The 18,273-nt window shown below is 44.6% G+C and carries 16 protein-coding genes; 7 read left to right on the top strand and 9 right to left on the bottom strand.

The genetic code is table 11. From position 1 onward, the window contains the following. Window positions 1-68: 68 nt before the first annotated feature. The 3 genes from malZ to ACXAD4_RS10640 all read right to left on the bottom strand — a co-directional run bounded on the left by malZ (window position 69) and on the right by ACXAD4_RS10640 (window position 3,775). On the bottom strand, window positions 69-1,925 hold the full coding sequence (malZ, locus tag ACXAD4_RS10650; protein ID WP_475242757.1) for a maltodextrin glucosidase: 1,857 nt from the start codon (window positions 1,923-1,925) through the stop codon (window positions 69-71). Between the two features lie 155 nt (window positions 1,926-2,080). After that, entirely contained in the window at window positions 2,081-2,530 is a 450-nt protein-coding gene (locus ACXAD4_RS10645) for a DUF4174 domain-containing protein (RefSeq protein WP_475241223.1), read from the bottom strand. 321 nt (window positions 2,531-2,851) lie between these two features. After that, window positions 2,852-3,775 (bottom strand): LysR substrate-binding domain-containing protein, encoded by a 924-nt coding sequence (locus tag ACXAD4_RS10640; RefSeq protein WP_475241222.1) that lies wholly within the window; start codon window positions 3,773-3,775, stop codon window positions 2,852-2,854. 214 nt (window positions 3,776-3,989) lie between these two features. Between ACXAD4_RS10640 and ACXAD4_RS10635 the strand changes: the two genes are divergently transcribed. Both ACXAD4_RS10635 and tdh read left to right on the top strand, forming a co-directional pair. Beyond that, window positions 3,990-5,183, top strand: coding sequence for a glycine C-acetyltransferase (locus ACXAD4_RS10635; RefSeq protein WP_475241220.1), 1,194 nt, complete (start codon window positions 3,990-3,992; stop codon window positions 5,181-5,183). 80 nt (window positions 5,184-5,263) lie between these two features. After that, the gene (gene tdh / locus ACXAD4_RS10630) at window positions 5,264-6,295 is read left to right on the top strand and encodes an L-threonine 3-dehydrogenase (RefSeq protein ID WP_475241219.1); all 1,032 of its coding nucleotides are present in this window, start codon (window positions 5,264-5,266) and stop codon (window positions 6,293-6,295) included. A gap of 303 nt (window positions 6,296-6,598) precedes the next feature. Here tdh and ACXAD4_RS10625 read toward each other — a convergent pair whose 3' ends face one another. From ACXAD4_RS10625 to dcuC, 3 genes are all read right to left on the bottom strand, one after another. Then, window positions 6,599-7,024 carry a universal stress protein gene (locus ACXAD4_RS10625; RefSeq protein ID WP_475241217.1) on the bottom strand — a complete coding sequence of 142 codons (426 nt, stop codon included), beginning with the start codon at window positions 7,022-7,024 and terminating at the stop codon, window positions 6,599-6,601. Window positions 7,025-7,456: 432 nt separating this feature from the next. Next, window positions 7,457-8,452, bottom strand: a complete 996-nt coding sequence (locus ACXAD4_RS10620; RefSeq protein WP_475241215.1) for a phospholipase A — start codon at window positions 8,450-8,452, stop codon at window positions 7,457-7,459. A gap of 132 nt (window positions 8,453-8,584) precedes the next feature. Further along, on the bottom strand, window positions 8,585-9,946 hold the full coding sequence (dcuC, locus tag ACXAD4_RS10615; protein WP_317522246.1) for a C4-dicarboxylate transporter DcuC: 1,362 nt from the start codon (window positions 9,944-9,946) through the stop codon (window positions 8,585-8,587). A 767-nt stretch (window positions 9,947-10,713) separates the two neighbouring features. On the opposite strand from dcuC, the gene ACXAD4_RS10610 reads away from it, so the two are divergent. Both ACXAD4_RS10610 and ACXAD4_RS10605 read left to right on the top strand, forming a co-directional pair. Next, entirely contained in the window at window positions 10,714-12,309 is a 1,596-nt protein-coding gene (locus ACXAD4_RS10610) for an ABC-F family ATPase (protein WP_317522245.1), read from the top strand. A 107-nt stretch (window positions 12,310-12,416) separates the two neighbouring features. Continuing rightward, window positions 12,417-12,869, top strand: coding sequence for a YaiI/YqxD family protein (locus tag ACXAD4_RS10605; RefSeq protein ID WP_107298316.1), 453 nt, complete (start codon window positions 12,417-12,419; stop codon window positions 12,867-12,869). 29 nt (window positions 12,870-12,898) lie between these two features. Here ACXAD4_RS10605 and ACXAD4_RS10600 read toward each other — a convergent pair whose 3' ends face one another. From ACXAD4_RS10600 to ACXAD4_RS10590, 3 genes are all read right to left on the bottom strand, one after another. After that, the gene (locus tag ACXAD4_RS10600; RefSeq protein ID WP_475241213.1) at window positions 12,899-14,041 is read right to left on the bottom strand and encodes a ParB/Srx family N-terminal domain-containing protein; all 1,143 of its coding nucleotides are present in this window, start codon (window positions 14,039-14,041) and stop codon (window positions 12,899-12,901) included. Between the two features lie 132 nt (window positions 14,042-14,173). Next, on the bottom strand, window positions 14,174-14,851 hold the full coding sequence (locus ACXAD4_RS10595; RefSeq protein WP_475241211.1) for a DUF3334 family protein: 678 nt from the start codon (window positions 14,849-14,851) through the stop codon (window positions 14,174-14,176). 159 nt (window positions 14,852-15,010) lie between these two features. Then, window positions 15,011-15,370 (bottom strand): glutathione S-transferase N-terminal domain-containing protein, encoded by a 360-nt coding sequence (locus ACXAD4_RS10590; protein ID WP_475241210.1) that lies wholly within the window; start codon window positions 15,368-15,370, stop codon window positions 15,011-15,013. A gap of 264 nt (window positions 15,371-15,634) precedes the next feature. Here ACXAD4_RS10590 and ACXAD4_RS10585 point away from each other — a divergent pair, with 264 nt between their 5' ends. The 3 genes from ACXAD4_RS10585 to ACXAD4_RS10575 all read left to right on the top strand — a co-directional run bounded on the left by ACXAD4_RS10585 (window position 15,635) and on the right by ACXAD4_RS10575 (window position 18,119). After that, entirely contained in the window at window positions 15,635-16,636 is a 1,002-nt protein-coding gene (locus ACXAD4_RS10585; RefSeq protein ID WP_475241209.1) for a response regulator, read from the top strand. Then, entirely contained in the window at window positions 16,633-17,625 is a 993-nt protein-coding gene (locus ACXAD4_RS10580) for a sensor domain-containing diguanylate cyclase (protein WP_475241207.1), read from the top strand. The genes ACXAD4_RS10585 and ACXAD4_RS10580 overlap by 4 nt, the downstream gene beginning before the upstream one ends. Window positions 17,626-17,771: 146 nt before the next feature. Beyond that, the gene (locus ACXAD4_RS10575) at window positions 17,772-18,119 is read left to right on the top strand and encodes a DUF3802 family protein (RefSeq protein WP_187461210.1); all 348 of its coding nucleotides are present in this window, start codon (window positions 17,772-17,774) and stop codon (window positions 18,117-18,119) included. The last annotated feature ends 154 nt before the right edge of the window (window positions 18,120-18,273 follow it).

Raw genomic sequence — 18,273 nt, 5'->3', positions numbered from 1 at the left:
AATAATAAGGGCTTGAACAAGGTTTTCTGACTGAGAGTAATACTGCTAAGCAGTCAGCTTATACACTCTTAGTTATGGCTAAGTAATAGGCCTTCTTTACCGGCTAAGGTGATGTTTAATACACCGTCTTTACACTCCCACTCGTCGCCAGTTAACAGGTCGGTTAACACCGTATCTTCCGGCAAACCTAATTGCCAAACAGGTAGAGAGAGCGCTTTGGAAGAGCCACTATTGTTAATCAGAGTGATTAAATGCTCTTCTTCAAGCTTGCGGGCATAAGCCAGTTGTTGTTGCTCGGCATGCAGCCATTGAATGCTACCTTCCTGTAGCGCCAAACGGGACTTACGTGTCTCGATAAGCTTGCTGACGAAATCAAAGGTGGCGTTAGGCGCTTCTGTCCGTTCCCAAGGGAAGCAACGGCGGTTATCGGGATCATGTCCGCCTTCAAGTGCAACTTCGGTGCCGTAGTAAATACATGGTGTGCCCACATAGGTAAACAGCATCAACAGGGCAAGCCTCATGGTGTCTTGATCACCGTTTAGGGTGGTCAAAAAACGCATGGTGTCGTGGCTGTCCAATTGGTTGAGCTGGGCTAACTGGTTATGCCATGGCACTTTGCCACGCACTTCTTCTAACCAGTCGGCGAACTCGGCTGCGTCGATTTTACAGTTGTGATAGGCAATATCTTTATTAGCAAAGAAGGCACGAACCGGGTGGGCAAAGCCGTAGTAGTTCATGGCACCATCTTCTTGATCGCCCTCCAACCAGCTTGAGGCTTCGAAAAAGTGTTCACCCAAAACATAACATTCAGGGTTCACTGACTTGGCTGCGTTACGGAATGCTTTGACGTAATGGGCATTGTTCGCTGCACCGACACCTTCACCAAGCATATGGATGACATCAAAGCGCCAGCCGTCAATGTTGTAGGGTGGGCGCAGCCACTGCTTAATGACGGCGTCATCACCTGCATAGATGTAATCTTGTACTTCTGGGTTAGAGAAGTTGAGTTTTGGTAAGCTATCAATGCCTTTCCAACCTATGTAGTTGTCACTATCGCCATCGAACTGGTAATAGTCGCGGAAAGGAGAGTCAGGGTTGCTAAATGCCCCTGCAGTTTCTTGCGGTTGTTGGTAGCGGTTAAACCATGGGTGGTTGACTGATGTGTGGTTATACACGGCATCAAGCACAATTTTCATTTCGCGCTGGTGCAGGTTTTCAACCATATGGCCAAACTGTTCGTTTGTACCTAGGTGAGGGTCGATACGGGTGTAGTTAGTGGTATCGTATTTGTGGTTACTCGGGGCCTGGAAGATAGGATTGAAATACAGTGCTGTGACACCTAGCGCTTGTAGGTAGTCCAGCTTATCTTCGATACCTTTCAGATCGCCACCATAAAACTCGTTCGGCCCATTGCTATCATGGGAGTCCGACACTGGCGTTCCCCACTCTTTGGCGATGGTTGGTCGCTTATTGCCTTTCAGGAAATACTCGCTGTTCTTAACACTGATGGATGGATCGCCATTGTTAAAACGGTCAGGGAAAATCTGGTAGAACACCTGATTCTTGACCCATTGAGGAGGCTGATGTTGAGAATTGAACTTGAAGTGGGATTCTCGGCCCGGCATACGAGGGCTGATCCCTTTACTGTCCAACCACCATTGGCGGCTGTTCTGCATTACTTTGAAACAGTAGTGGGTTAATGCTTTGTCTTGATTGAGTGGGATTTGTCCGTGCCAGTATTGGAGCCTGCCATCGGTTTTCCCTTTTTCCATATCTATGAGCATTTCTTCATTGTCTGGCTCGCAGCGAATGAAGATAGTGGAAATGAGGGTGTCAGCTTCGCTAACGAGTGTCAGAGTTAGGGTATTCTCTGACACTGTTACCCATTGTTTGTCCTGTCCGTGGTAAAAAAAAGGCTTAGTCATCATTGTTATTCCGCCCTCAGAAGTCGATGTTCCCACTACATTACTGCTTTTATTTAAAAAATGAATCCTCCCGATTCAAAAATTTCAGGCGTAGCGGGGGGCGTAGATAAAATTGCGAGTGATTCGTGTTTATGCAGGGTGTAGACAAGTCGCTGCTAAATAGAGCAGCGACTGCTAGGTGAGTAAGCAATTTCTTTTTTGCGCATTGGCATGTTATCAACCAGTTGGGTAATGTGCTGCCAATTGGTTTGTTCATTCCAACGGTATTTCTCCAAACCGTCTTTACCAATCAGGATGGCAGTGTGTTTGTTTCTGGAGACTTTGTAGAGCTTTTCCAGTCTGACAATTTCATCTGGGCTGAATACGTCAGAGGGTTTGTTGAAGCCGTCTTTGGTCATCACGACGACCACGATATCCCGCTCCTGCAACATGCAGTCATGCATTAAAGATTCTTTGATAAAAGCATTAACGTGTTGATCTTTTTCAGGGGCGAAATAGAGAATACTACGGTGATTCCAGTGCATGGATCCCATAGGGTAACTGAGTGCGTTTGCACTAAATACCAATACAACTATCGCTAACAGGCTCTTTAACAGCTTACTCATTGTCGTCTTCCTTCCTAATGGTACGGTGGAAAGCCGGTGATGGCGCTGGGTAACAATCAACGCTGCTGCCAATAACTAACGACATACATGTCGGATTGGATCAAAGGTGCAAATCTTGTCTCATTGTTGTGCCTTTTAGTATATACCAAGTGGTGGAGGGGAGTGGTGAAGCGATAGCTCGGTAGATAGGTAGATAGATAGCTAGGTAGTTTGTAAGTAGATAAGTAGATAAGTAGATAAGTAGATAGGCAGCTAGTTAGATAGGCTCCCACCATAGCAAGTGGTTTGGGAGCGTGATCTGTAAAGTAGGAAAGGGCTGCTTTATGAAACGGTATATTTCGCCATATGCTCGGCAACATAGTCGATAAATACGCGCAGGCGGGCCGGCATGAACTTGGTTTGGGCAAACTGCAGGGCAATATCCCCTTGGTAATTGCCTTTGATTGTCCAATCTTCTAATACCGGTTTAACTTCACCTTTAGCAAGGGCTTGTTTGATAACAAAGTCTGGGAAAATACCAATCCCCAATCCATCCATAACGCCACGAAGGCGCATTTGCGAATGGTTTACGGCATAGCGCCCTTTTACTGGGATCGTGTGCATTTCGCCATCTTTGACGAAATCCCAAATATGGTCTGTGGTGGTTTCACCTAAATAGAGGCAGTCGTGGTTCAATAGCTCGGTAGGGTGAACGGGTGTGCCACGGCGTTCCAGGTAGTCTGGGCTGGCACATAGGCTCAAGCTGACTTTGCCGAGCTGTTTTAATACCAAGCCTTCAGTGGGTTTTTCCGTTAGGCGGAAAACCACATCGATGCCTTCTGAGATCAAATCAATATCACCATCACGCGCTTTGAGCTTTAGCTCAATATCAGGGTACTGGGTCAAGAAAGGCAACACCATAGGTTGTAGCACGATACTCAGGAATGCTTTCGGCGCCGCAACAGTTACCGAGCCTGAAGGGGTCTCGTGCTCAGAACTGGTAAATTCGACCACTTGCTTGGTAGCCTCTAATAAAGCGCAGCATTGATCGTAGATGCCTTTGCCTGACTGGGTAATGACCAGTTTACGAGTGGTTCGCTCAAGCAGTTTGGTTGAGAGGGTTTGTTCTAATCGGGAAAGCTGCTTGCTCAGGGCTGAAGGGGTAACGCCGAGCTTTCTTGCCGCAGCGGTAAAACTACCTTCATCAACCACAATTTTAAAGACTGCCAATTCAGGCATTAAGGCGATTAGTTTATTTGTGTCCATAATTCACGAGACCTTTTCCACGAGAGGGGATAATAGTCTGATTGCTCTTTGATTAGAATGGCTAAAGTTCAAAGATCCTGTGAAATTGCATTAATTGCAGGTAAATCACCTAATCTATAAATGGAAATATTGCTCAAATAGGCGTTTTGCACGCGTATTTGTGCCAGTTGTCAATCGGTGGTGACTGGCAAACGATATTATTGTGAGGAACATCATGTCTGCCGCATTCTATGATCAAATCAAACAGCAAATAGAAGAAGTAAAAGCTGAAGGTCTGTACAAATCTGAGCGTGTAATCACATCTCAGCAAAAAGCTGCTGTTGAAATCAGCACGGGTGAAGAAGTGCTTAACTTCTGTGCCAACAACTACCTTGGTCTTGCTAACCACCCTGAGCTAATCAAAGCAGGTCAGGAAGGTATGGATAAGCACGGCTTCGGTATGGCATCTGTTCGCTTTATCTGTGGTACGCAAGACATCCACAAAGAGCTTGAGCAGAAACTATCTGAATTTCTAGGTAAAGAAGATACTATTCTTTACACATCTTGCTTCGATGCCAATGCTGGCTTGTTCGAAACTATTCTTGGTAAAGAAGATGCGATCATCTCTGACGCATTGAACCACGCATCAATTATTGATGGTGTTCGCCTTTGTAAAGCAATGCGCTTCCGTTACGCGAATAACAACATGGAAGAGCTTGAGCAGCAACTGATTGCCGCTAAAGAAGCGGGTGCCCGCAATACGCTTATCGTAACTGACGGCGTATTCTCTATGGACGGCGTTGTTGCCAACCTACCTGCAATCTGTGACCTTGCTGACAAGTACGGTGCACTTGTAATGGTTGATGATTCTCACGCTGTTGGCTTTATGGGTAAAACCGGTGCCGGTACACACGAGTTCCACAATGTGGTTGACCGTATCGACATCATCACAGGTACCCTAGGTAAAGCAATGGGTGGCGCATCAGGCGGTTATACGTCTGGTAAGAAAGAAGTGATCGACTGGCTACGTCAGCGTTCTCGTCCATACCTGTTCTCTAACTCTGTGGCTCCAGCTATCGTTAACGCATCTATCCGCGTAATCGACCTGCTGAAAGAAAGCGGTGACCTTCGTGACCGTCTATGGTCAAACTCTGAGCATTTCCGTACGCGTATGGAAGCTGCTGGCTTTACTATGGGCGGTGCTGACCACGCTATTATCCCAATCATGCTGGGTGATGCAAAAGTGGCAGCTGAGTTTGCTGAGCGTGCACTAGCGAAAGGCATCTACGTTATTGGCTTCTCTTTCCCTGTAGTGCCAAAAGGCCAAGCGCGTATCCGTACTCAAATGTCAGCGGCTCACTCTCCAGAGCAGCTAGACAAAGCTATCGATGCATTCATCGAAGTAGGTAAGGACATGGGCATCATCTAAGCCCATAATCCAGAAGTTCAAGGGCTAAGGGCTGGCAATGTATCAGCCCTTGCAATTCTACCCTGCAGTAGGAACAAATAATGAAAATCAAAGCACTTTCGAAACTAAAGCCTGAACAAGGCATTTGGATGACTGAAGTGGACAAGCCTGAGCTTGGCCATAACGATCTTCTTATCCGTATCAAGAAAACGGCTATCTGTGGTACAGACGTACACATCTACAACTGGGATGAGTGGTCACAAAAGACGATTCCTGTTCCTATGGTTGTAGGCCATGAGTATGTGGGTGAAGTTGTTGGTATCGGCCAGGAAGTCCGTGGCTTTGAAATTGGCGACCGTGTATCGGGCGAAGGTCACATCACATGTGGTCACTGCCGTAACTGCCGTGGTGGCCGTACTCACCTTTGCCGCAACACCACGGGTGTGGGTGTTAACCGTGAAGGTGCATTTGCAGAATACCTAGTGATCCCTGCATTCAACGCATTCAAGATCCCTGAAGGTATCTCTGATGACCTAGCGTCTATCTTTGACCCGTTTGGTAACGCTGTTCACACTGCATTGTCTTTTGATCTTGTGGGTGAAGACGTACTGATCACAGGTGCTGGCCCAATCGGCATCATGGCAGCAGCGGTTGCTAAGCACGTCGGTGCGCGCCACGTGGTGATCACTGATGTTAACGAATACCGTTTGGATCTTGCTCGTCAGATGGGCGTGACCCGTGCTGTAAACGTAGCTGAAGAGAAGCTAGAAGATGTTATGGCAGAGCTTGGCATGACTGAAGGCTTCGATGTTGGCCTTGAGATGTCAGGTGTACCATCTGCATTCAACAGCATGCTTACCAGCATGAACCACGGCGGTAAGATTGCCCTGCTAGGTATTCCACCATCAGACATGGGCATCGACTGGAACCAGGTGATCTTCAAAGGTTTGATCATCAAGGGTATCTACGGTCGTGAAATGTTCGAAACTTGGTATAAGATGGCTAGCTTGATTCAGTCAGGTCTGGATCTATCACCAATCATCACTCACCACTACAAGATTGATGATTTCCAGGAAGGCTTCGACATTATGCGTTCTGGAATGTCAGGCAAGGTTATCCTAGATTGGGAATAATTCCCAAAGCTTGATATTACATAAACTGCCAGAGGGCCTGACGAAAGTCAGGCCCTTTTTTATGGCTTGGTAGCCTAGGGATTTGTTTTAGAGACACTTTGGATGAGTTCTTCTATCAGAGGAAGAATTGCGAAACAGTCGAATAGCGTGCAGGTTTAGCGTACGTTTAGAGATAGGGAGTGACCCTACTAACTTTGGTTCTGGCGATAAGATGTAGAAGAGAATCTTAGAGCATTCGGGCAGTGATCGAATAATCAGAATTATCAAAGGGCAGCTCCCAATAGCATTGGGAGCTGTGATGCTTTAAATTTTTAACAGCATTAAGTCACATGGCATATTGCGTACCAGCGCTGCAGCTTCAGAGAAGAATTGAGTGAGGGCGTTAGTTTTGTGGTGGCCCATGATCAGTAGATCAACATTATGCTCTTTGATACTGTAGCGAATTTCGTTTTCAACGACACCACAGCAAACCAAATATTTATCTACTGCGACTTCCATATTTTGGATATGTTTCTTCATCTCATCGACGGAGGCATGTACTTCGTTTTTTTCGTAATCATCGAGGTTAATATCCAAGACACCAAAGTCGTAGTCTTCAAAATCTAAGTTGACATGAATAATATTTAGTTTGGCATCTGGAAAAGCGGCAGCGACTTCATCCGCTTTTTTTATTACCGCTTCGGTTTTATCGTCAAAATCCAATGCCAACATAATATTTTTATAACTCATAATTCACTCCTTATTTCTGAACGCAGCCCTAGCGAAAGCGAAAAATCAATAGGATATAGCTAGGCGCTTTTCTTCAATTAAACTTCACACCATCAAGGCCAAGACACCTAAAAAAACGGTTAGTAATCCAGTCAACTCTGATGACCATAGATCTTTTAGGTGCTTGAACATATTCATTTCCATCGAAACCTCAAAAAAAGAAAAGCAGTAAAAAGGCAAAAGTTAGGAGGGGAGGAATAAACCGATGAGACGAGCGTGACTGCTCACTTAATCCCAAGCTATCGAGTTCGGATTGAGAAAGATTAAATTCAATTTTTTCGCAGTATTCATCTAGTTCGTACATAACCACCTCCGTTTCTGTAATGAAAGTCTACTGCTGGAGGTGGTTAAATTAAACTCAATTAAAATTAATGGGGGTTCAGATGGCCTTAACTATATCCAATCATAAATTAACAGCCCTAAACTGATCCTGTTGGTGTAATGATCGTAGTCGATAAGGCTTTCGCCGTAGCCGTTGTAATATTGCAGGTATAGCTTAACGGTATCATAAACAGGAAAGGCCCAACTCAACTCGACAGCACCTTTGTTATCGCTAGTGCGGAAGTTATTGCGCAGCAAAACGCTCATTAGATGCCCATTGTTCTTGTAGCTTAAACGGTAGTTACCGTACCCAAGATATTTATCAATATCAGGGTTGTCATCGTCGTCAGCATCTTCTGGCAAGCGGTACCAAGGTTGAATAGATAGTAGGAAATCCCCTTTAGCTAACTCAAAGTTGGCGTAGATACGGTTCCAGCTACGCGATAGCGGTTCAGAGCGCCCATTCGATTGGTGGATCAAGCCAAAGTCCGTAGCAATGAGTTGAAATCCGAACAAGTCATAATCGGAATAATAGCTAACAAACACTTCTGGGCTGTAGTTGGTTTCACGAAAAGGGGCTGACTCGTCTGAGTTATAGAGTTGCCACCATGCTGTCTGTGTGTAGCCGAACCACACATCCAAGTTGTCTTTATAAAGATTATCCCAGAGCTTTATTTTGCCGCTTATCTGAAATTTGACCTCAAGGTTGTCCATTTCTGAGCCGGGTCTAAGTTGTTGCCAGATTTCTTCGTTGGGCTTGTCGTTATAAGACGCTGGCAAAATATAACTGGGCTCATGAGGGGTTAAACGAAACAGCTCTCTTTGGTTGAAGTAGTGGCTAATTCCGCTAATCGACATTTCATCTAGATTGAAATCATCTTTTTGTACATCAGGAGATTGATTTTCATTAGATGGAGGGTCGCTCTCAACAGAACTAGATTGTGCATCGTAGCAAGCCAAGCGATCAGTGTCGTCAGTAATATTTTGGCAATGCTGATTGGCATAGCCGGATATAGGCAGAAAGGTAGCGACCGACAAAAGAGTAAATAGGGGGGATAACTTTAACATCGCTCATCCTTTAGCAAACGTCTTTATCAAACTTAGTTCGAAAAGGAAGGCAATACAAAGCAAAGTAACTGATAAAAATAAAACGGGCTAAAAAGCCCGCTTTATTCGTTAGTAAAGGTGATTTAGGCTGTTTTAGCCAATCATTGCACTCATGGCAACCAGGGTGACCAAGCCACCCATCATTGGAATAGCAGTACGCTTCACCAGCTCAATAGGCGAGATACCTGCAACACCAGCACAGGCGATAACAACACCGGCAACAGGTGAGAATGAGCGGAAAATACCCGAAGACAGCTGCATAGGAAGTGCAAAGGCTGCAGTTGACACACCCAGTGTTGATGCAATTTGCGGTGCTAGGTCAGAGAAGCTGAAGAATGGCGCGTTACCCGAACCTGATAGTAGCGCTGTTGCACCGATGATGGTGACCATAACAATGATCATCGGAAGGTAACCAAGACCGGCAGTCGATGTTGCACCTAGCAACATGCCGATAAAACCAATGGTGCTCAAACCGACAACAAAGGTTTGTGCAGCGATGATAAGTGATACCACGCTGGCAAACGCCTTACCCATGCCATCTAGGAAGATCTTCAGTGAAGCAGCAACTTTCTTGCCGTCACGGTTAACGATGAAATCACACACCATGGCAATGAACAAGCTGGTGAACATCGCAGTAACTACATCAACTTTGATCCAAGAAATCGCAAAGTTACTAAATGTCAGTAGCATCAGTAGCGGTAGGATAGGAAGAATCGCGAACCACTTTGGTGCTTCAACAGTATCTTGCTCAACTTCTTTCAGCTCATAGGTCACGCCGTTTTCAGCGTCTTTCTTATCGAACCAACGTTGGCAGAAGAAGTGAAGCACAGCAATCACAGCCATGATAACAGGGGCTACAACGATCTGATGATTAACAAAGTAAGTAGCGGCATCGATACCGATTACTTCCGCTGCTTTTAGCGAGTTACCAGAGGCTGGGCCAAGATCCAAACAAGCAGTTGTCGCCAATACTGCCGCTGTAGAGGCTGGCGTACAGCCGATGCGGACCAGTACAGGGTACATAGCAACAAGTAGAAGCATTGCTAGACCAACAGCTGATGGGATAAAGATGTTGATGATCTGGCCAAGTACGTAGGTTAGGGCAAGAACGACATATGGGCTTTTTATCAGCGAAAGCGGTTTAGTCGAAACCTGTACCATAGCATTGGCAGCACCAATGTGGTTCATGTAGCTTGAGAAGCCCGCTACACTCATGATAATCAAACCAAGGTTGGCTACCGTGGATGAAGAAAGTGCTTTAATAACAAGGAAAAAGTCAAAAACAATGGCACCGGATGAATTAGTACCAGAAGGCAGGAAGTCGGTATTACCGGAAGCAACGCCAATAAGGATCATTAAAAGACCGGCAGCAAATAGCGCGGCTTGCGTGTTGTATTTCTTAACAATCAGATAACCCGCACCAAATATGATGGGTAGCGATAGCAATGGGATGATCATGTTTATTCTCGCAAAAAATAATAGGTACAGAATGTTGATGGTTGATAATCAAAAATATGTATATGAGCGTTATTAAATAAAAATCACCAACAACCTTGAATCTATTTAACATCCCTGTATCAAGTGTTGCTCCTGCAACTTATAGATCCATGATTTCCTTACGGCATCTGACATCTGGCTTAACTGCAAAAAAGACGATGTGATTGACGCTAGCGTAGCGGAAATAAGCAAACTGATTCCAAAATTAAACTTCAAGATTCGAAATCGATTTAACGAATGCCTGACATAATCTTACTGAAAAGAGGTATTGAAAGAATGAATAGGTCATGGTTGTTGCGACCTAGGTCATATTGATGTCTGTAACAAAACATGTCGTCGAATTAATATAGAAACATCAGTAAATGGAATTGATTAAATTAAAATAGTTTAAAAACAAAAAAATAACTATTAATGATTTTTGCATGTATTTTGTTTTTAAGTTGTTATTTGTCTTTTGCGTGATATGCGGTTTAATTACAAATTGAATTGTGCCAATTATAACCCAAACTAGACGCTGGGATATTCAATTAATTTCTATGCACTGATGTCTGTTTGAAGTATGCCTTTGATTTTGAAGTGACGGGGTAACTGTTATCCTTTTAGCTATTGAAATCAACCCGTGATGAAGTTCACAAAAGCTGTTATACTCCGCGTACATGGTGAGGAAGTCGTCTTTAATGGCGGCTTTTTTATTGCTTGATAGACATCATTATTGGAACAGTACATTGATTTCAACAGCTAATATCACAATGCAGTTTGGCGATAAGCCACTGTTTGAGAATATCTCAGTTAAATTTGGTGGTGGTAACCGCTATGGCCTAATCGGAGCGAACGGCTGTGGTAAGTCTACCTTCATGAAAATCCTTGGCGGCGAACTAGAGCAGTCAGGCGGTACTGTTTCACTCGACCCTAACGAACGTATGGCTAAATTGGGCCAGGATCAGTTCGCTTACGAAGAATACTCTGTTGTTGACACCGTAATCATGGGTCACAAAGAGCTTTGGAAAGTTAAAGAAGAGCGTGACCGCATCTACGCACTACCAGAAATGTCTGACGAAGACGGTATGCGTGTTGGTGACCTTGAAACTGAGTTCGCAGAAATGGATGGTTACTCAGCTGAAGCTCGTGCTGGTGAGCTGCTACTAGGCCTTGGTATTCCAGAAGAACAGCATTTTGGCCTAATGAGCGCCGTTGCCCCTGGCCTTAAAGTACGAGTTCTTCTTGCTCAGGTACTTTTTGCTGACCCAGATATCATGCTTCTTGATGAGCCAACGAACAACTTGGACATCCATACAATTAGCTGGTTGGAAGAAGTTCTTTTGGCGCGTAACTGCACCATGATCATCATCTCGCACGACCGTCACTTCCTAAACAGTGTTTGTACCCACATGGCTGACCTGGATTACGGTGAGCTTCGCTTGTTTGCGGGTAACTACGATGAGTACATGATCGCTGCTGAACAAGCGCGTGAGCGTCTACATGCTGATAATGCAAAGAAAAAAGCACAGATCGCCGAACTACAAACGTTCGTGAGCCGTTTCTCTGCTAACGCATCTAAAGCGAAGCAAGCGACATCACGTCAAAAGCAGCTTGATAAAATTCAGCTAGATGAAGTGAAAGCGTCGAGCCGTCAGTCTCCGTTTATTCGCTTCGATCAAGAAAAAGAGCTGTTCCGTAATGCATTAGAAGTTGAAGGCCTGAAGCAGGGCTACGGTGATAACATCCTGATCAACGGTGTGAAGATGCTTGTTGAGGTTGGTGAGCGTATCGCTATTATCGGTGAGAATGGTATCGGTAAATCGACACTGCTAAATACTCTTGCTGGTGCGATGGAGCCGATGGATGGCATGATCAAGTGGTCAGAAAACAACAATATTGGTTTCTATGCCCAGGATCACAGTGCCGACTTCGAAGAAGATATGACGCTGCTTGAGTGGATGGGCCAGTGGAAGAAAGAAGGCGACGACGAGCAAACTGTTCGTGGCATTCTAGGCCGTATGCTGTTCTCACAAAATGACATCAAGAAGTCTGTGAAAGTTATTTCTGGTGGTGAGCAAGGTCGTATGCTGTTTGGTAAGCTGATTATGCAAAAGCCAAACATCCTGTTAATGGATGAACCGACTAACCACATGGATATGGAATCAATCGAGTCATTGAACTTGGCACTTGAAAACTTCAAGGGCACCTTGATGTTTGTATCTCATGACCGCCAGTTCGTATCTTCTATTGCCACCCGTATCCTTGAAATTACCAAAGACGGTGTAGAAGACTTCCACGGTACTTACGATGAGTACTTGGCGAAGAAAGGCCTAAATGGCTAAAACCTAGTAAAGGTTATCTATTGTGTATAAAAGCCGCCGAATAAAGGCGGCTTTTTGTTATATTGTGATGATGCGCAAGCGGCGCTTCAAATACATAAGGAAAAAGAATGAAGATTTGGGTTGATGCAGATGCTTGTCCGAATGTCGTGAAGGAGATTTTATTCCGCGCAGCGAATCGGGTAGGGGTTGCTGTAACCTTGGTTGCTAACCAGTTTATTCGTGTACCACCATCACCGCATATTAAGTCTATCCAGGTGGAGTCCGGGTTTGATGTGGCTGATAATTATATTGTTCAGCAAGCTGAGCCGGGCGATCTGATCATCACAGCCGATATTCCGTTGGCTGATGAAGTGATCACCAAAGGTGCCCATGCACTGAACCCGCGCGGTGAAATGTACACCAAAGATACCATCAAGCAGCGACTACAAATGCGCGACTTTATGGAAACGATGCGCAGCTCTGGTGTTCAAACTGGCGGCCCTGCGCCATTAAGCCAGGCTGACAGGCAGAATTTTGCCAACAAGCTTGATGCATTTTTGGCGAAGAATCACCGTAAGTAACGGGTTACAAGCATGATTGGGCGGCGTGGTTACTCGCTAGCTTCACCGTCCTTGTCTGATTTTTCTTTGTCGCTCTCGGCTTGTTTGTCTTCAGCTTCTGTATCGCCATCAGCCTTTTCTCCGTTAGCTTTTTTTTCCTGCTCTTGTTTTTCTTGCTCTTCCTTCTCTTTCTGGGCTTCTTGTTCTTCGAGCACGGCTTTAGGTGTCGATTTCTCTTTCTTTTCCACGCGGTAGGCAAGGGCTAACCCGAAGGAAGTGTCCGCGTTGGTAACCAGCTCTTCTAACGCTTTGCTATCGACCTGATCGAACTGGCCCATTTCACTTGCACTACGTTTAGATTTCCCGATCACTTCATCATCGGGAAGATCAACCATAATGGTTGCCGCTTCAGTTAGCGCGGTCGCATACTCTTCCGGATCATTAAGATCGTAATCGGAAATCTTCATATGCTGACGAAGTTCGAGAGCCCAATTCAAAGCGAAGAAAGGGATAGAGGCTGTTTTGTTGTCTTTGCCATCAGGCTTGGGGGCGCTGTAACTGATGCCATTTAGGAAATTCACCAGAGAGAGATATTTGTCATGCTTGAGCTGCTTCATACCTATGTATTCAGGCAGGTCATCGGGCTTTATCTTCTTCCCTTTCTCGTTGACTAACCAAACCTCGTAATCATTGTTCATTTCGGCCCAGAAATCATCACCGGAACCCAATAGGTTGTGGTTGACCTTAACGGTAATAGGGACGCTGGTTCCACCATTGGGCATATCCCAGAACGTTGATAGCAGTGTTAGCCCTTCTGTCAGGTACAAGACCCCCTCTTCTGGGCCAATTACAACGGTGCTAAGCACATCTGTATCTTGTCCAACTTTACCAGTGCATTGATAGGTTTCAGGATCGGTCGGTATTGAATTGTCATCCCATTTCTTTACGCCCTTGGCACCGTTAAACCGGCACAGATCGCTATACATATTTTTTAGATCGTCTTTATAGCGCTGGAGATTGGCAAAGATTTGGTCGTAATCGAGAACAGCCTGGGTTGGCAAGAGCTGATCCAAGGGGATGGTAATCGTATCACCGTTTTCCAGCTCGCTATAGTTGATCTTCTCTGCGTAAGTGAGAAAAGGGGCGCAAAGGGTTGCACCAAGAATAAGAGAGCACCAACGCTGACGATCCATAAACACAGCCTCAAACCATTTTTTAACACAGTCTAGCAAAGCTGAGCGGAAGCAGATGTTTCAACAGTGAGTGGCGTTGCCCCAAGAGAGAAAATGACCTGTTGGGGCAAAGAAAAGTGAATCTGAGGTGAGTTAGATGCCGAGCTCGTCGAGAAGATCCAAGTCAACTTCTGCAGTTGTTGCTGATTTATGTTCAGGCTTACTATGGCTCTGAGCGGCCTCGATAATGCTATCGGGATCGCAATCTTCAGTTTGGTCAAACTCTTCCAGCTGGATGAACTCCGTTTTGTCCATAGCCAGTTCAAGATAGAAGATATTGTTTTTTTCGGTTGTGAAACTGACACGACGCGCCTGTGGTCTGTCAAGGTTGGTATCAACTGAGAGTAATACCTGCTTGTTCAGCGCCAGCATCTTCGGTTGGTTCTGAGTAATTGAAACCTGTAACTCACGGCGAATTTTACTGGTGAAATCACCCACTACCTGATTCATCAGTTCACCAAGAACATCGGCGACTTCGTCTGATGAATGATGGATAGCCAGTTCATCGGCGGACATGCCCATTTTGAGCATGTATTCCTGGTAGAGCTCTAGCGCCGCTTGGTGAGAAAAGTTGGTCACGACCAATCCGGTAAAGCCACCATCAAACAGAACGAAACATCCGATATCGGGTTTTAGGCTGGTTTTGTTTATTTTTTGCACCATTGCAGAGTAACTGACAGGGCTATCCGTCGCCGCTGAAAGCACGCTCGAAAAAGATTGGCAAAGCTTGAGCAAGATATCGTCAGTAGTGATGACTTTGGTTTTTTTCATTAGGTTTGAGTGCTGCTGAGTGAAGGAAGAAAGTGTGACATTAATAGCGTTGAAATGCACAGCCTATGGCTTAGGGGCTTGAGCTGGTTCACTCTTTTCAACCCGTAAGCCAAGGTGTTATACCTCTAGCGTAACTTTTTCTAGAGGCACTTTACTCGGTTATGCAAAACGCTGCTCGAGGTATTGGATGATATCGTTGGATTCATACATCCATGACACATCGCCAGCTTCATCTTCGATACGCAGGCAAGGGACTTTGCGCTTACCGCCACCACTGATGAGTGCCTGCTCATGATCCGGCTGTTTGGCATCGACAGTTTCCAGCGGTAAATTCATCTTTTTTGCCGCTCGACGAACCTTTACACAGAACGGGCAGGATTCAAATTGGTATAGCGACAATGATTCAAGCTCTTTGTTGATACGTTGCTGCTCATCATCACTGCGCTGTTGAGGCTTGGGAGAAAAAACGGCATTGAGCAATAAAATGAGCTTGCCAAGGATAAGACGAATAACTTTCATTGTAATAAAGTCCTTTAGATTTATAGTTTTTTCATCATACCTGTTTATCAAATGTCAAAAAACCATGTTGATAATAAGGCTAATAAGTAAAGTATGTTGAAACTCTAAGTATCTGATTTAATTGTCTGTGAAATAACCACTTTAAGACGGACTCAAAAGGCGATCCATGTCACTCTGTCGATAATTTAATACAGCTAAAAATATAAAATTCGAATAAAGCCGTTATCATAATCAAAGTTAGTAAGCAATCTAGGTCATATCTTGGTGTCATATAACAAAACAGTTTTAATTTGTGATGACTCACGGCTAGTGCATAGGGCTATGCAAAAATTTTTTGGTGATTATGAAGGCGTAACGCTATTCTTCGCCGAAAATGGGCAGCAGGCTTTGGATGTCCTCGCACAGAATAATATTGATGTAATGTTTCTTGATTTGACCATGCCTGTAATAGATGGATTTGGCGTGTTACATCGTTTGCCTGTCAATAATCACCCAACCAAGATCATTGTACTGTCAGCAGACGTGCAGCAACAGGCTATTGAGCGTTGTGTTGATGCCGGTGCTAATTATTTTTTGGCTAAACCTTTTTCCCGGCCGCAAATAGAGGCCACGCTGAAAAAGATAGGGATATCTTTAATCCCCAAAAACAATACACCCGTAGAAGAAAATAAGCCGAAAAGGAATGTTGTTGCACGAGAGAATGATTATTTATATCAATTTAAAGAAGTGGCCAATATTGCTTTAGGAAGAGGAGCGGCAATTATATCTGATCATTGTGGAGAGTTTATTACTATGCCACTGCCAAATGTTGCCATGCTGGGCTGTGGTGAGCTTGAAATGATGATCAGTAATCAGATCCAACGTGCGGACTCTACTGCTATTGCGCAGCGATTTGTTGGTGGTGGGATCCACGGTGAAGCCCTTGTCTGCCTATACGGTCAAGACATTAGTACGTTTGGCAAGCGCTTGGGATTCAGCACCTTTGATGATAAGCAGAGCGAAGTCATTATCGATATCGCCAATTTAATGGTCTCATCGTTTTTGGTATCTCTTACAGAACAGATGAACATCCCTTTCTCTATACGACAGCCAATTTGCTTGGAAGAGTACATGGTAAGGGGGATAACAGAAATTGCCAATGGTGAGCTTTTTACCATCGAGTACAGCTACCAGTCTGAAAAAATGGATATGGCCTGTGATGTTTTACTGATGATGGATCATAACTCTACGCAAGTAATTAGACGATTTATGGAGACATTGCAGTGAATTATCCAGAAAGCTTATCTGATTTTCACCTCACAGCGCAGGTTATCGATAATATAGATGTCGGTGTCGTGATGCTTGATAGAGAATACAGGGTGATGACCTGGAATACCTTCATGCAAGCATACAGCGGTATAAGTGCTGATCAAATTATGGGGCAGAACCTGTTTACGGCAGTTCCTGATTTACCTGAAGCTTGGCTGAAAAGTAAAATCCAATCGGCATTTAAGCTGGGCACCCGCTCATTCAGTTGCTGGGAAGACAGGCCTTTTATTTTTAACTTTACCAATTTCAGCCCTGTGACGGGGGGATTGGCGATCATGTTTCAAAATATGACGTTAACCCCGCTTAAGGCACTGGACGGGGAATATCGCCATATCTGTTTGACGGTGACGGATGTCTCGGATATCGCAAACAGCAAAACCCATTTGCGGGAAAGTAATGCTCAGCTTACCCATTTGAGCATTACAGATAAACTTACCCAACTTTATAATCGCGGCCATTGGGAATCTTGCTTATCGGAGGAGTTTGACCAGTGTCGCCACTTTCAAACCGCTTCAAGTTTGGTCATGTTTGATATAGACCATTTCAAGAAGGTTAATGATACCTTCGGCCATATTGCGGGTGATGCGGTGATTAAATCCATTTCCAGCCTGCTGAAGAAAGCAAAGCGCCAGTCTGATCTCGCAGGAAGATATGGCGGGGAGGAGTTTGGTGTCATCCTGCCAGGCACCAGCTCCGAGTTAGCACAGTATTTTACCGAGCGATTGCGCAAGCGTGTTGAAGAGTCACAAGTGAAAATGGATATTCGCAATATCCATGTGACGATTAGCTTAGGTGTTTGTGAGTGGGCCCCTTGGATGAAGTCTTATGAGCAGTGGTTGGAGTGTGCAGACAGTGCGTTATACGACTCAAAAAGACGTGGCCGTAATCAGTGTACGGTATATCAGGCTACCCCGGAACAATCTGCTGTTATGCCTGATGTGTCATAATGCTCTGAGCTGAAAATATTAATTTTGCCTATTTTATTGGTCTGATTTGTCATAAAATGTCTCCCTATTATGCTTAGGCTAACTAGTTGATTGTAAAGTTCATTGGTTTAGCATGAGTTAGGTTCATTGGAAGAGTAGATTAGATTATGGTTGTTGAATCTGAAGGTTATCATGCGCTCATAGAGTACTTTACTGAGCATCTTTCTCTGTTTGAAAATGCAGAAACAGAAGGCTGTAACGAAACAGTTGAAGACGTGGTGACAGATATGATCGCGACCAATTTGATGACTGTTTTTTCGCAAAATCCCGACCTCGAAGCTGATTTCCGTTTCAAGTTAATGCAAGAAGCCGATGCGGTTATGGAAGACTTGAACGAAGTATTGGCTGGCGCATGGAATCGCTGCCCAACCAATGAACAAGTGCGTTTCCTCGAGGATTATGTCGGCTTGGTTAAAAACCTGTTTGATAGCGCAATAAGTCAAAACGCAAGATAAATGAAAAGCAGCTTAGTGCTGCTTTTTTCCTTTTATAGCCCTTAACTTCTATCCTGCTTGGGTATCCTTTAGCCTATTGTGCAATATAATAGGCCATACCCATTGATATTATTGATGAATTTGATGATTGAAATCTAATTGTCATATTTATTGA

This window comes from Photobacterium sp. AWH4_225 (assembly GCF_056158405.1).
This window is presented reverse-complemented; position numbering and strand designations above follow the sequence as displayed.